Origin of the sequence: Pseudomonas sp. PDM01, assembly GCF_014852325.1 — a bacterium.
Taxonomy (GTDB): domain Bacteria; phylum Pseudomonadota; class Gammaproteobacteria; order Pseudomonadales; family Pseudomonadaceae; genus Aquipseudomonas; species Aquipseudomonas migulae.
In genome coordinates, this window is the sequence record NZ_JACVBK010000008.1 from 365,380 (window position 1) to 380,638 (window position 15,259).

Annotated in this window: 10 protein-coding genes; 7 read left to right on the forward strand and 3 right to left on the reverse strand. The window is 60.7% G+C overall.

Translation table 11 applies throughout. From position 1 onward, the window contains the following. Positions 1 to 52: 52 nt before the first annotated feature. Entirely contained in the window at positions 53 to 331 is a 279-nt protein-coding gene (locus IB246_RS21610) for a DUF3509 domain-containing protein (RefSeq protein WP_008031503.1), read from the reverse strand. 331 nt (positions 332 to 662) lie between these two features. Here IB246_RS21610 and IB246_RS21615 point away from each other — a divergent pair, with 331 nt between their 5' ends. Together IB246_RS21615 and IB246_RS21620 are read left to right on the forward strand one after the other, a co-directional pair. Continuing rightward, entirely contained in the window at positions 663 to 2,501 is a 1,839-nt protein-coding gene (locus IB246_RS21615) for a long-chain-acyl-CoA synthetase (RefSeq protein WP_008042780.1), read from the forward strand. A gap of 96 nt (positions 2,502 to 2,597) precedes the next feature. Continuing rightward, the gene (locus IB246_RS21620; protein ID WP_008031507.1) at positions 2,598 to 3,116 is read left to right on the forward strand and encodes an ankyrin repeat domain-containing protein; all 519 of its coding nucleotides are present in this window, start codon (positions 2,598 to 2,600) and stop codon (positions 3,114 to 3,116) included. Positions 3,117 to 4,277: 1,161 nt separating this feature from the next. Here IB246_RS21620 and IB246_RS21625 read toward each other — a convergent pair. Beyond that, positions 4,278 to 5,618, reverse strand: coding sequence for a substrate-binding domain-containing protein (locus IB246_RS21625; RefSeq protein ID WP_008045137.1), 1,341 nt, complete (start codon positions 5,616 to 5,618; stop codon positions 4,278 to 4,280). Positions 5,619 to 5,819: 201 nt separating this feature from the next. Further along, positions 5,820 to 6,632: an exodeoxyribonuclease III gene (xthA, locus tag IB246_RS21630; RefSeq protein ID WP_008045135.1), complete on the reverse strand. Its 813-nt coding sequence runs from the start codon at positions 6,630 to 6,632 to the stop codon at positions 5,820 to 5,822. Between the two features lie 318 nt (positions 6,633 to 6,950). Between xthA and IB246_RS21635 the strand changes: the two genes are divergently transcribed. From IB246_RS21635 to IB246_RS21655, 5 genes are all read left to right on the forward strand, one after another. Then, positions 6,951 to 7,601, forward strand: coding sequence for a GNAT family N-acetyltransferase (locus tag IB246_RS21635; protein ID WP_008032790.1), 651 nt, complete (start codon positions 6,951 to 6,953; stop codon positions 7,599 to 7,601). Positions 7,602 to 7,668: 67 nt separating this feature from the next. Beyond that, the gene (locus IB246_RS21640; RefSeq protein ID WP_032832898.1) at positions 7,669 to 9,396 is read left to right on the forward strand and encodes an autotransporter assembly complex protein TamA; all 1,728 of its coding nucleotides are present in this window, start codon (positions 7,669 to 7,671) and stop codon (positions 9,394 to 9,396) included. Then, positions 9,393 to 13,061: a translocation/assembly module TamB domain-containing protein gene (locus IB246_RS21645; protein WP_008045131.1), complete on the forward strand. Its 3,669-nt coding sequence runs from the start codon at positions 9,393 to 9,395 to the stop codon at positions 13,059 to 13,061. Before IB246_RS21640 ends, IB246_RS21645 begins: the two co-directional genes overlap by 4 nt. Positions 13,062 to 13,307: 246 nt before the next feature. Then, positions 13,308 to 13,781 (forward strand): MarR family winged helix-turn-helix transcriptional regulator, encoded by a 474-nt coding sequence (locus IB246_RS21650; protein WP_008032787.1) that lies wholly within the window; start codon positions 13,308 to 13,310, stop codon positions 13,779 to 13,781. Then, positions 13,778 to 15,247, forward strand: coding sequence for an efflux transporter outer membrane subunit (locus tag IB246_RS21655; protein WP_008045129.1), 1,470 nt, complete (start codon positions 13,778 to 13,780; stop codon positions 15,245 to 15,247). The genes IB246_RS21650 and IB246_RS21655 overlap by 4 nt, the downstream gene beginning before the upstream one ends. Positions 15,248 to 15,259 lie beyond the last annotated feature (12 nt).

The window sequence follows — 15,259 nt, forward strand, 5'->3', positions numbered from 1 at the left end:
TTCGCGAGCACGCTTCGCTCCTACAAGGGCTGGTTTGCAGCGTTGAAACGGTTTATGCCGAGTGATACGTCGGCAGCGCAAAGCGCTGTTGGCTTTGTAGCATGGAGATCTGCGGTAACTCGCTGGCCTGTTCGGCCAGGTCACGGCGGATCGCACTGATCACCCACGACAGCTGATCACCGGCATGCAACTGCTGGTAGGAAACCGAGCGCTTGAAGACTCTGCCTTCACTGCTGCGCAAGGTCAGCAGAATGCCACCGTCGGGACGTGGCTGGGTGGTGACTTCGAAGTTGGAGAACAGGGACGAAAATTTTTCCTGGATCAGGTTCATGTCTATCAGCTCCGTAAGCGCTTGAATGGCAAGCATGCAGAGGTAGTTGCAGTGATTGTGCCAGCACCTGATTTTTTAAAAAACGTTATAAATCAATAAGTTAATTTCAAGCCAGTTTTTTGCTTTCGTGCAATCTGCATGAATGGCCATCGTGCATCCTGCATTTTGCGGGGTCGATGTCGGTTCGATGGAACCATTCACATCCTCCGGGTTCGCGTTTTTCGCGGATACAAAACATTTCAAAAACCGCGTGTACAGCTCAAGAACCGTTGACGTATTTTCGGGCTCAATCACCGTCGCCCGACAATAAAAAGATCGAACGGGAGCACCCATGAGCCGCACGACGAACGACACGATTACCTGGGGCATGATGCTCCGCAAGCTGCCGTCCATTGCCAAAGCCATCCCACGGGTGGTGAAAGGCATGAAGGCCGCCAACGTCAAGGACCCGACCCAACCGTGTGGCCTGGGCTGGAGCTTCGAACAAGCGACATTGCGCAATCCCGCCGGCCCCGCCTTGCTGCAGGGCGCGGTGGTGCTCACGTACTCGCAAGTCAATCAATGGGCCAATCGCATCGCCCATCACCTGATTGCCCAAGGCATCGGCAAGGGCGACGTGGTCGCAGTGTTCATCGAAAACCGCCCGGAGTTGTTGGTGAACATATTGGCGGTGGCCAAGGTCGGGGCGATCAGTGCCTTGCTCAACACGTCTCAAACCCGCGATACCCTGGCCCACAGCCTGAACCTGGTGGCGCCGGCAGCGATCATTGTCGGTGAGGAGCTGGTACCGGCGTTTGCGGCAGTGCGCGAACGGGTCTCGATCGACGCGGCGCGCACCTGGTTCGTCGCCGACCAGGACACCTACCGCCAACCGGGCATTGCGCCCGACGGTTTCATCAACCTGATGACCGCGATTGCCGACAGCCCCAGCGACAACCCCGTCAGCAGCCAGCAGGTTTTCCTCGACGACCCGTGTTTCTACATCTACACCTCGGGCACCACCGGGCTGCCCAAGGCCGGGGTGTTCAAACACGGCCGCTGGATGCGCAGCTCGGCGAGCTTCGGTTTGATCGCGCTGGACATGCGCCCCGAAGACATCGTCTATTGCACCTTGCCGCTGTATCACGCCACCGGGTTGTGCGTGTGCTGGGGCTCGGCCATCAGCGGCGCCTCGGGGTTTGCCATCCGCCGCAAGTTCAGCGCCAGCCAGTTCTGGAGCGACGTGCGCAATTACCGCGCGACCACCCTCGGTTACGTCGGCGAATTGTGCCGCTACCTCGTGGATCAACCGCCCAGCGCCGAGGACAACAAGCACGGCGTGACGAAAATGATCGGCAACGGCCTGCGCCCCGGCGCATGGCACGAATTCAAGACGCGCTTTGGCGTGAACCACATCTGCGAGTTGTACGCGGCCAGCGACGGCAATATCGGTTTCACCAACATCCTCAACTTCGACAACACCGTCGGGTTTTCCCTGATGTCCTGGGAGCTTGCGGCCTACGACCATGACAGCGGTGTGCCGACGCGGGACGCCAACGGCTTCATGCGCAAGGTGGCCAAGGGCGAGCAGGGGCTGTTGCTGGCGAAGATCGACGACAAGGCGCCGCTGGATGGCTACACCGATCCGCAGAAGACTGAAAAAGTCGTGCTGCACGACGTGTTCGAGAAGGGTGACCGTTACTTCAACACCGGTGACCTGCTGCGCAACATCGGTTTTGGTCACGCGCAGTTCGTCGACCGCCTGGGGGACACTTATCGCTGGAAGGGTGAAAACGTCTCGACCACCGAGGTCGAAAACATCCTGCTGCAACACCCGAACATTTCCGAAGCCGTGGCTTATGGCGTGGAGGTCCGCAACACCAACGGGCGCGCCGGGATGGCGGCGATCACGCCCGCCGAGTCCCTGGCGACCCTGGATTTCAGCGAGCTGCTGGCCTTCGCCCGTGAGCAAATGCCGGCGTATGCGGTGCCGCTGTTCCTGCGGGTGAAAGTGAAGATGGAGACTACCGGCACCTTCAAATACCAGAAGACCCGGCTCAAGGACGAAGCCTTCGACCCTGGCAAAACCGGCGACGACCCGATCTATGCCTGGTTGCCGGGGACCGACACTTACGTGCAGGTCGACGAACAATTGCTGGCGGATATTCACGGCGGCAAGTACCGCTATTGATTGTGGCTATGGCGTGCCTTGAGAAAAAACAAGTGACAGTGTCGGGGGCGCTCGGGAAACTGTCGGCTTTGCGAATAACTGTAAGTGGAGTTTCCAATGTCCGATCAAAGCCGCCAGATGACCCCCGAAGAAGCCGCCGAATTTGCCGAACAGGTTTTCAACAAGGCGCGCGAGGGTGATGCGGCGATGATGGCTGCGCTGCTGACCAAAGGCCTGCCGCCGAACCTGCGCAACCATAAGGGTGACACGTTGCTGATGCTGGCCGCTTACCACGGCCATGTGGACACGGTGAAAGTGCTGCTTGAGCACAAGGCTGATCCGGAAATCCGCAACGACAATGGCCAGAGCCCGATTGCTGGCGCGGCGTTCAAAGGGGACCTGGCGGTGGTCAAGGCGTTGGTCGAGGGCGGTGCGCTGGTGGAAGGTGCATCGTTTGACGGTCGCACGGCGTTGATGATGGCGGCGATGTTCAATCGCGTGGAAATCGTTGATTACCTGATTAGCAAAGGGGCGGATCCGAAGGCCAAGGATGCCAATGGAGTTTCGGCGTTGGATGCTGCGAAAACGTTGGGTGCGGTGGATACCGTTGCGCAATTGGAGAAACTGCTGGGCTGATTGAGCATCTGGCCCCGGAACCTCTGTGGGAGTGAGCCTGCTCGCGATGGCTGTGTGTCAGACGCCTGGTTTTTCGATGGTGTACATATCCGTTTCTGCGGTAACGGCTTCTATTGGTTTCGCCCTTACGGCGAGTCACTTTGGAAAAGCCCCAAAGTAACCAAAGCGCTCTTGCCCCTTTCGTTCGGTGCCTCGCCTAGGCTCGGCATGCCCTCGCTCCGGTCCTGCTCCGTGGGCCCGCCGCGATCGGCCATCCTTGGCCGTGCGCGGCTAACCCGGCATCCATGCCGGGTTGCCCACTGCGCAGAACCTGCGCTCGGCCTCTCGAGGGGGCGACTACCGCCACAGCCGCCGAGGCGGCCTGAAAGCCGACCTGGCTCTTCAGTTGTCCGCGTTGTCCTTCTTTGATGCGTTCACTCATTCCCGACATGTACACCGCTCCCCTGTAGGAGCCGGCTTGCTGGCGATTGCGTCCGTCCAGCCAATACATACGTCGACTGACCCACCGCCATCGCCGGCAAGCCGGCTCCTACAGTTGATCGTGTACATTCCGAACACATATGCATTTCCCCGTAGGAGCCAGCTTGCTGGCGATGGCGTCCGTCCAGTCGAAAAGGAGGGGGACTGACCCACCGCCATCGTCGGAGCGCCGCCCGCAGCAAGCCGGCTCCTACAGTTGATCGTATTTATCCAAATGCATATGCATTTCCCCTGTAGGAGCCAGCTTGCTGGCGATGGACGTCAACGATAACGCGGGCTGTCTGAATGAACGCGGTGTCCAGACGATTTTCGCCGGCAAGCCGGCTCCTACAGGGCGCGCGTACGCCTTTGATTTTCACCACTCATCAGGCCGAGCGTTAGCTCGCCTTCAGCTTTTGATCCAAGCGCCCCCTCGAGAGGCCGAGTGGAGGTTCTGCGCAGTGGGCAACCCGGCATGGATGCCGGGTTAGCCGCCCCCGGCCATGGATGGCCGATGGCGGCGGGCCCACGGAGCAGGACCGGAGCGAGGGCATGGCGAGCCTTAGCGAGCCACCGAACGAAAGGGGCAAGAGCCCTTGGTTACTTGGGGCTCTTCCAAGTGACTCGCCGTAAGGGCGAAACCAATAGAAGCCGTTACCGCAGCAACGGATATGTACTCAATTCGTTTGATCGAACAGGGTGTCAATACACCCAAACCTCAACCCGCCGATTCTTGATCCGCCCCTCATCCGCACTATTGGCCGCCACCGGCATCTCGGCGCCAAAACCGCGAATCTCGCGAAACACCACGCCGCTTTTCACCAACTCCCGCCGCACCGCCATGGCCCGCAATTTCGACAGCAGGTCAGCCCGCGCCGGATCGCTCTTGGCATCGCCAAACCCCACCAACGTCACCTGCCGGTTGGTTTTCTGGTTCTGCTGAAGGTAATCAAGCACCCGCGTCAGGTCCTGTCGGGCCTTGTTGTCCAGCGTTGCGCTGCCTTCCTCGAAACGAAAATTCACGGTCAAGCGCTGTGCGTGTCGGCTGAGCGCCTGGTAGCCCTCGGGCATCAATGCATTGGGCGTAACGGCCATCGCCTGGACGGTCTGGGCAATAAACCCGTTGGCCGCGACGATGGCCTGGCCGTTGCTGCTTTGCGCAAACGCCACCAACGCTTCGGCCCAAGGGTTTTTGGCGTTGGGCGGCAGGTAAAAGAACAACCGCCGCGACAATGGATAGTCTTCCGTGGCGATCAGGCTGTTAAGCGGCGGCATAGCCTGGGATTGGCCATCGACGATCGCTACGGCTTTAGCCTGACGCACGTAGGGCAGGCCGATAAAACCGATGCCCTGCGGGTCGAGGCTGACCGCGTCGGACAACTGCTCGCTGGATTCGAAACGTTTCGCTGCGCTGTTCAGCGTTTTCCCACGACGGCTGAGCACCACTTCCTTAAACGTGTCGTACGTGCCCGATTGGTCATCCCGCGCATACAGGTGAATGGCTCCGCCACTGCCGCCGAGTTCTTCCCAGGTTTTCACTTCGCCGCTGAAGATTTGTGCCAGTTGTTCGGTGTTGAGTTGATTCAGCGGGTTTTGCGGATGAAGGATGATTGCCAGGCCGTCGATGGCGATGACCTGCTCGGCGCCGGGGCTCTTCAGATCACCGAGGGATTGCAGGGCCAGCAGTTCGCTGTCCTTGATCGGGCGCGAAGAGGCGGCGAGGTCCGCCGTGGCGTTTTTCAGGGCGGTGAAACCGGTGCTGGAACCGTGGGCCGCGATGTCCACCATAACCCGGCGGCCCTGGGCGGTTTCGCCGACCACGCGCAATTCGTTGGCTTTGTCCGGGGTTTCGCTGTGGACCTTGAGCAAGCCTTGCTCGCGCATCAAGCCCTCGACCAGCGCCGGGCCCAATGCCGCGCCAATGGTGTTGGAACCCTGGATGCGCAACACCGGTCCCTGTTTGGGCGTCGGCAAGTCACCGGCCGACGCGGTGATGGGCAACCCGGCGCACAGCATTAACAGGAAGAAAACGCGCAGCGTCATGCCGGCACCTTTAAAGAACAAAGAAAGTGCCGGGAGATTAAGTCAGTAAGGTTTCTGAAAGATGACAGTTAACCTTGTAGGAGCGGCCGGTCGACGCTGGCTTGCCAGCGATGGGGGCTGATATTCAACATCTAAGTTGGCTGACAGTCCGCTATCGCGAGCAAGCTTGCTCCTACAGTTGAGCTGCGTTGAACCGGGGGATCAGCTCAACTCAAGCCAGATCGGCGCATGGTCCGACGGTTTTTCCATCCCGCGCAGTTCGTAATCCACACCGGCATCCTTCACTCGCGGCAACAAGCCGTGGGACGCCATGATCACGTCAATCCGCAGCCCGCGCTTCGGTTCATCCTCAAAGCCACGGCTGCGGTAGTCAAACCAGCTGAATCGGTCGGCCACGTCCGGGTTCAGGTGGCGGAAGCTGTCCACCAGGCCCCAGTTCTTCAGGCGGGCCATCCACTCGCGTTCTTCCGGCAGGAAGCTGCATTTGCCGGTTTTCAGCCAGCGCTTCATGTTGTCCGGGCCGATGCCGATGTCGCAGTCTTCCGGGGAAATGTTCACATCGCCCATCACCACCAGCGGCTGCTCGTTGCTGAACTGGCTTTCCAGCAGGTGCTGCAGATCGTTGTAGAACCGTTCCTTGGCCGGGAATTTGGTTGGATGGTCGCGGCTTTCACCCTGTGGGAAATAGCCGTTCATGATGGTCACCGGCACGCCATTGGCATCAGCGAAGGTGCCCCAGATGAAGCGGCGCTGGGCGTCTTCTTCATCGGTGACGAAACCTTTGTGCAGTTCCAGCGGTTCCTTGCGAGAGAGCAGGGCAACGCCGTAGTGACCTTTTTGCCCATGGAAATACACGTGATAGCCCAGCGCCTGGATCTCGGCCAGCGGGAATTGATCGTCGTGGACCTTGGTTTCCTGCAGGCCGATCACGTCCGGCTGATGCTTTTCGATCAGCGCCGCCAGCTGATGAGGACGAGCGCGCAGCCCGTTGATGTTGAAGGAGACGATCTTCATGGTCGGCAGTCCTGGCAAAAGGGCGATGCTAGCTGACCTGTGGGATTGGGGCCAGTGTGGGGTGAGGGGATTCGCTTTTGTCCGTCAGATTTGCATAGGCAGTAATGGCCTCTTCGCGGGCAAGCCTCGCTCCTACGGGTTCACATATTTTGTGTAGGGCACCGGTCCTGTAGGAGCGAGGCTTGCCCGCGAAGACGGCAGCCCAGTCGATGAAGATCCTGACTTGGTCTATACCTGTCTGGGGAACTGTGAAGCCACCCAAACGCTCGTACCAATAAGAGCGCAGCCACCCGAGCCGCGCCGGGGAGAATGACCGTTATGCCCGAAACCTCGACCGTCATCGCCGATATCCACATGCTCGACAGCGGTTATTCCCGCGAAGCCCGCTCCCTGTTGTACCAGGCCTACCGCCACGAGCCGACCTTTGGTTACCTCTTCGAAGCCGAACGTCCCGGTTATGAACAGCGGGTGCGCGCCACCGTGCGGGAACTGGTCAAGCAACACTTTCTTCAGGACTTGCCGGCCATCGGCCTGCTGGTCAACGATCGCTTGATCGGTATCGCGCTGATCGCGCCGCCGCAACGACGCCTGGGCATCACCGAAAGCTGGGCGTGGCGCCTGCGGATGGTGCTCAGCACCGGTTTTCGCTGCACTCGCCGCTACCTTGAATACCACGACGCAGTGATGGCCTGCGTGCCGTCCGATTCGGTGCACCTGCTGCCATTGCTGGGGGTTCACCCGCAATTTCAGGGCAAGCACTTCGGCGAACAACTGCTGCAGGCGGTCCATAACTGGTGCGCGGTCGATGAACATTCCCAGGGTGTAGTGCTCGATACCGGGAATCCGCGTTATCTGGAGTTCTATAAACGTCAGGGCTACGAGGAAATCGGTGAAGTGGCGGTAGGACCGATCCGCGAGCACGTGTTTTTCCACGCCAACCCACAGGTGCTGCAAACCGCCACGGCATAAAACGGTAGAACTTTCGCGGGGCGCGAGGCTCTATCACGCTCCCACGCTCGTGATAGCATCCGCGCCTATGAAGTTTCCAGGAAGAATTACCAGTGGCGTGCTGATGCTGATCACCAGCTGCGCGGCGCTGGCGCAAAGTGAATTGGATGTGCGGATCAAACCGTCCAACGATGAACTGAAGGCCAATATAGAGGGCTATATCGGCAGCCTCGGCGATCGTGACGAGGAGGCCTTGTTGCGCTTCAGTCGTGGCGCCGAAGAACAGGCGCGCAAGGCCGCCCAGGCCTTGGGTTATTACCAGCCACAGATCGACACGGACGTGAAGGGCGGCAAGACACCGCGCCTGGTCATGAACATCGATCCCGGCGAGCCTGTGCATTTGCGCAATGTCACTATTCGCATCGACGGCCCTGCGGCCTCCCTCAAAACCTTTCGTGTGCCGAAAAGCAATGCGCTGAAAACCGGCGCGGTGCTCAATCATGGCCGCTACGAAGACGCCAAGCGGCTGATCCAGAACCAGGCCTCGCGTTACGGTTTCTTCAGCGGTTATTTCACCCGGCAGAAACTGGCGGTCGACCCGCGAGCCGGCGTTGCCGACATCGAACTGATCTACGAAAGCGGCCCGCGTTACACCTTGGGTAAAGTCAGTTTCGAAGGCGATACGCCGTTCGACGAAGAGCTGCTGCAACGCATGGTGCCGTTCAAGGCGGGTGAGCCCTATGACTCCGAACTGATCGCCGAACTGAATCAGAATCTGCAGGCAAGCGGGTACTTCGAAGGTGTGCGCGTCGACGCCGCGCCGACGGCGTCCAAGAACGATGTGATCCCGGTGGACGTCAAGCTCGATACCCGCAAGCCACGGACCATGGGTCTCGGCCTGGGCTATTCCACAGACGTCGGCCCACGGGTCAAGGCCAACTGGACCCGGCACTGGGTCAACCCTCAAGGCCACAGCTATGGCTGGGAAACCGAAGTCTCGGCGCCACGGCAAAACGTCGGGCTGTTCTATGATATTCCGCTGGACCCGCCGCTGACCGACAAACTGCGTTTCGCCGGTGGTTATCAGAGCGAAGAAATCGCCGACAAGGACAGCCTGAGCAAACTGCTGACCCTCGGCCCCGAATGGCACAGCAAGTTGCCCAGCGGCTGGCAGCGGGTGGTGTCGCTGAAATGGCAGCGCGAAGAATATCGACTCGGCGATGACTCGGGGCTGAGCAATCTGCTGATGCCCGGCGTCAGCTATTCCTACCTGAAAAGCGACAACCGCATCGACCCGCACAACGGCTATCGGCTGCAGTTCGAAACCAAAGTGGCCAAGGAAGGCTTGGGTTCCGACAACAACCTGCTTTACGGCACCGCGCTGGTCAAAGGCCTGACCACAGTCTTTGATAAACACCGTTTCCTCGGCCGGGTGCAGGTGGGTGGCAGTGCCACCAATGGCTACAAATCGGTGCCGCCGTCGCTGCGCTTCTTCGCCGGTGGCGATCAGAGCGTGCGCGGTTACGACTACCAGAGCCTGTCCCCGGAAAACTCCGACGGCGACCGCATCGGTGGCCGCTACATGATTGCCGGCAGCGTCGAGTATCAATATTCCATCGCCGAAAAATGGCGGGTCGCAACGTTCGTCGACCAGGGCAATTCCTTCAACAAACTCGAACTGCCCGACCTCAAGACCGGCGTCGGTATCGGTGTGCGCTGGGTGTCACCGGTGGGGCCGATTCGCCTCGACCTGGCCCACGCGATGGACGACGACGGCGGCATACGACTGCACTTTTCCATGGGGCCTGAGCTGTGAAGCGTGGTTTGAAAGTAACGCTGCTGACGATTCTGGCGCTGTTGATGCTGGTGCTGCTGGCCGTGACCACGGTGCTGGGCACCGCGACGGGCAGCCGCTGGGCGCTCGGCTTTGTGCCGGGTTTGACGGTCGAGAATTTCCAGGGCCGTCTGGGCGGTCAATGGAGCGCCGATCATCTGGTCTGGCAGCAGGACACCAGCCGGGTTGAGCTGAACAAGGTGATTTTCGCCTGGTCGCCGTTGTGCCTGACGCGCATGGCCCTGTGCATCGAGCAACTGAAAACCGATCAGGTCAGCCTGCAATTTCCACCGGGCCCTGAAGAACAGAGCAGCGGACCGATCACCTTGCCGGACCTGAAATTGCCACTGGCCATCGAGCTGGGCGACGTGCAGGTCGGCAGCTTGCTGTTCAACGGCAGCGAAGAACTTAAAGGCCTGCAACTGGCGGCGCACTGGACCGAGCATGGGATGCAGATCGACTCGGTGCAACTGCAACGCGACGACCTCAGCCTGAATCTGTCCGGCCTCCTGCAACCCAACGGCAACTGGCCGCTCAAGGCTGAAGGCAAACTGACCCTGCCGGCGCCCGAGCCCTGGGCGCTGACGCTGAAAATCAACGGCGACCTGCTGAAAACCCTGAAGCTCACCGCCGACAGCAGCGGTTACCTGAACGGCCAACTGACCGGCGAGTTGCAGCCGCTGATGGACAACCTGCCGGCCAAGGTGCGGATCACCGCCGATGGCTTCAAGCCCAGCGCCGATTTGCCAGACACCCTGCAACTCAATCAGCTTGAACTGACCGGCGACGGCGACCTGAAAAACGGCTACCAGTTGCGCGGCAACGCCACGCTGCCCGCTGAGCAAGGCCCGGTTGCACTGATGCTGCAAGGCAAAGTCGACGCCAACGGCGCGCAGATCGCCGCGCTGGACCTGACCGCCAACGACAAGCAAAGTCTCAAACTCACGGGTGTTCTGGACTGGAGCAAAGGCCTGAATGCCACGGCGAAAATCGACTGGCTGGATTTCCCCTGGCACCGGCTCTATCCGCTGATCGACGAACCTGAAGTGGCGTTGCGTAGCTTCAACGGCGAAGTCTCTTACACCGACGGCAAATACCTCGGCAACTTCAAGGCTGCACTGGATGGTCCGGCCGGGGCGTTCAGCCTGAGCAGCCCGTTCGCCGGCGACCTGACGAAAATCTACCTGCAACAAATCCAGCTCGAAGCGGGGCAGGGCAAGGCCGAAGGCCACCTGAACCTGCAGTTTGCCGATGGCATTGCCTGGGACACCGCGCTGGACCTCTCGGCGATCAACCCGGCGTACTGGGTCGCGGAATTGCCGGGCACCCTGGCCGGACCGTTGCGCAGTAAAGGCGAGATGAAGAATGAAAAACTCAGCCTGAACGCGGACCTTGATCTGAAGGGCAAACTGCGTGGCCAGCCGGCCATCCTGCAAGCCAAGGCCGATGGTAGCGGCGAGCAATGGAACCTCAGCGCGCTGCAAATCCGCCTCGGTGACAACAGCATCACCGGCAAAGGCAGCCTGCAACAGAAACTCGCCGGCCAGATCGACATCAAACTGTCGCGCCTGGCGCAGCTGTGGCCGCAACTGCGCGGCCAGCTCAATGGCCGCGTCGATGTCGCCGGCACGCTCAAGGCGCCGCAAGGCAAGCTCGGGCTGCAAGGCACGCAACTGGCGTTCGAAGATAATCGACTGCAAAGCCTGAACCTCGACGCGACCCTCGACAGTGCGCAACGGGCGAAAATCGATTTCAAGAGCTCGGGCATTCAGGCTGGCGACACGTCGCTGGGCACGCTGACGGCCAGCGGTCAGGGCGATATCAAAAACCAGAAGCTGACACTCGACCTGCAAGGCCCGCAACTGAAACTGGCCCTGGGCCTCGACGGCAATCTGGACAAAGGCAACTGGCGCGGACGTTTGGCCAGCGGTGATATTCAGGCCGGTGGCCAGGACTGGAAGTTGCAAAACCCGGCGAAACTCGAACGGCTGGCGGACGGCAAAATCAACTTCGGTGCCCATTGCTGGATGTCTGGCCCGGCCAGTTTGTGCGGTGAAGACCAGCGCCTGATGCCGGAACCGAAGTTGCGTTATCACCTCAAGCAATTCCCGATTGAAAGCCTTGCGCAATGGCTGCCGAAGGATTTCGCCTGGAAGGGCCGGCTCAACGCCGATCTGCAACTGGACCTTCCGGCCAGCGGCCCGAACGGCCAGATCAGCCTTGATGCCAGCGGCGGCACCCTGCGCATCAAGGAAAAGGATCAGTGGCTGGACTTCCCCTACCAGGCCCTGAAACTCACCAGCAAACTCACGCCCAAGCGCATCGACACCGACCTCAACTTCGTTGGCGGCAAGCTCGGCGAATTGAGTGTGCAGGCGCAGATCAATCCATTGCCGAAGAACAAACCGCTGACCGGCGCGTTCCGCCTCAATGGCCTCGACCTGTCCGTGGCGCGACCGTTTGTGCCGATGGTCGAGAAACTCACCGGACGCCTGAATGGCAGCGGCACGATTTCCGGTGGGCTGCTGGCGCCTTTGGTCAACGGTAACCTGTTGCTCAGCGACGGCGAGATTTCCGGTCCTGAATTGCCGATGGACCTTGAAGCATTGCAGCTTCAAGCGCTGATCGCCGGCGAAACCGTGCAGTTGAACGGTGGCTGGAAAAGCGGCAAGAGCGGGCAGGGAAGCTTGACCGGCAGCATCGCCTGGGGTCAGGTGCTGGTGGTGGACCTGGCGCTCAAAGGCACGCAGTTGCCGGTCACTGTCGAACCGTACGCCAAACTCGAAGTGGCGCCGGACTTGAAGGTTTCGATGAAGGGCGACGAGCTGGCCATCGCTGGCAAAGTGCTGGTGCCGAAAGGCGAAATCACCGTGCGCGAGTTGCCGCCATCGACGGTCAAGGTTTCTGATGACACGGTGATCATTGGCGCGCAGACCGAAGAGGGCAAACCGCCGCTGGCGATGAAAATGGACATCGACGTGGCGGTCGGCGAAGACAAACTCAGCTTCGCCGGGTTTGGCCTGACCGCCAACCTGCAAGGGCACGTGCACATCGGCGACAATATGGACACCCGCGGCGAGCTGTGGCTCAACGACGGGCGTTACCGGGCCTACGGCCAGCGGCTGACGGTGCGCCGGGCACGATTGCTGTTTGCCGGCCCGATCGATCAGCCGTACCTGGACATCGAGGCGATTCGCCAGACCGACGACGTCATCGCCGGTATTCGCCTGAGCGGCAGCGCCGAGCAGCCGACCACGCAGATCTTCTCCGAACCGGCGATGAGCCAGGAACAGGCCTTGTCCTATCTGGTGCTCGGGCGTCCGCTGAGCACCACCGGTGAAGACAACAACATGCTGGCGCAGGCTGCGCTGGGGTTGGGGCTGATGGGTAGTTCCGGGGTGACCGGCAAACTGGCCAGCGATCTGGGGATTCAGGATTTCCAGCTCGATACCGAGGGCAGCGGCAATACGACGAGTGTGGTCGCCAGCGGCAATATCTCCGAGAAGCTCAGCCTGCGATATGGCGTTGGCGTGTTTGAACCGGCCAACACCATTGCCCTGCGCTACAAGCTGAGCAAGAAGGTGTACCTCGAAGCGGCGGGTGGCGTGGCCAGTTCGCTGGATATCTTTTACAAGCGGGATTTCTAGGTCCCGTCCTTTCCGAAACCGAGTTGCTGCCATCGCGAGCAGGCTCGCTCCCACAGTGGATTTGTGTACACCGCAGAACCAATGTGGGAGCGAGCCTGCTCGCGATGGCGTCAGTGTGTTCACCACAAAAATCCGCACCATTTATCCATCAAATACAAAGCAACCTAACTATTACGTTGACATTGGCTGCCTAGGCAGTAACATCTCGACATACATTCTCTGCCTAGGCAGCTAATTGGTGGTCAGATGAAACATTTCACCCCGGACGAATTCAAGAACTGCCATCTCGGTCTCCTGCTCGGGCGCGCCGCGCTGCTCAAGGACCGGATCATCGACACGCACATGGAGCCCCACGGCATCACCGCCGCGCAGTTCAAAGTGCTGATCATCATCGCCCAATACGGCGTCGATACCCCGGCCGAGCTGTGCCGGCACCTGTCACTCGACAGCGGTTCGATGACCCGCATGCTCGATCGTCTGGAACAGAAAGGTTTCCTCGCCCGCCAACGCTCCGAAGCGGACCGCCGTCAGGTGCAGCTTGTGTTGACTGAGCAAGGCCAGCAGTTGGCTGACCGCTTGCCGGTGATCGGCGCCGACGCGATGAACGAACTGGCCGGTGCGATCACTCCGGATGAGCTGAAAACCCTGGAACAGATCCTGAAGAAAATTTTGGTGGCAGCCGGTGACTCGATCACGCTGCTGCGGGTAGGTGACAAATGAGCAGCAAAACCTTGCGCGCCGGCCTGAGCCTGGTGCTCGCGGCCATGACCCTGGCCGGTTGCGCCAGCTACAGCGGCCTGACCACCGAAGGCAAAAGCCTCGATGCGAAAGACCTCAAGGCCGGGCAATCACTCAGCGGCGTGACCCTGTCGCCTGCGGCCTGGCCGAAAAGCGACTGGTGGAAAAGCCTCGGCGACCCGCAGCTCGACGGCCTGATTCGCGAAGCCCTGCACGACAGCCCCGACATGCAGATCGCCGACGCCCGCGCCCATCAGGCCAGCGCCGCCGCGTATGCCGCCGACGCTGCGCGGATGCCGACCCTCGATGCCAGCGCCGGCGTCAGCCGTTCGCGTCTGGCCCGGGATCAAGACCCGAGGGGCGAGGGCGATGCCTACTCCACCGTGCGCAACATCGGCGCCAGTTTCAATTACAACTTCGACCTCTGGGGCGGTCAGCGCGACGCCTGGGAAGCTGCGTTGGGCCAAGCCCGGGCTGCCGAAGTCGATCAACAGGCCGCGCAGCTGACGTTGTCTGCCGACGTCGCCCGCGCCTACAGCGATCTGGGGCAGGCGCACATCGTTTATGACCTCGCCAACGAAGACCTCAAGCGCACCCGGCAAATGCTCGACCTGAGCCAGCGTCGCCTGAGTTCCGGGATCGACAGCCAGTACCAGTTCCAGCAAACCGAAAGCCTGGAAGCCACGTCTGAAGCCAGCCTGATCGACGCCGAGAAACGCCTGCAAAGCGCGAAAATCGCCTTGGCGGTCTTGCTCGGCAAAGGCCCGGATCGCGGCAATGAAATCGCCCGGCCGAAGATTCTTCAGGCCAGCGCCGTGGCTTTGCCGTCGGTCCTGCCTGCCGAGTTGCTCGGTCGTCGTCCCGATCTGGTGGCCGCGCGCTGGCGGGTCGAGGCTGCGAGCAAGAACATCGACGCCGGCAAGACCCGGTTCTATCCCAACCTGAACCTCAGCGCGGCGGCCGGTGCCGAATCGTTGCTGGGTGACGCGATGTTCGGGTCCGCAAGTCGATTCTTCAACATCGCACCGACCATTTCCCTGCCGATTTTCGACGGCGGCCGCCTGCGCGCCGACCTCGATGCCCGCGACGCCGATTACGACCTCGCCGTTGCGCAGTACAACAAAAGCCTGGTGAAAGCCCTCGGTGATGTCAGCGACACCATCAACCAGTTGCGTGACATCGGCCGGCAGATCGGCGCTCAGCAGCACGCCACCGACATTGCCCAGGATTCTTACAACACCGTGGTCCAGCGGTACGGTTCCGGCATCGGTAACTACCTGGACGTGCTCAGCATCGAGCAGCAATTGCTCCAGGCCCAGCGTCAGCTGGCCAACCTGAATGCCGAGCAGATCGACCTGTCGATCCAACTGATGCAGGCGCTGGGCGGCGGTTTTCAGGGCGAAACCCTGACCGCGGCCAACGCAACCCCAGCCACGCAGCACAACTAATTCAAGGTAATG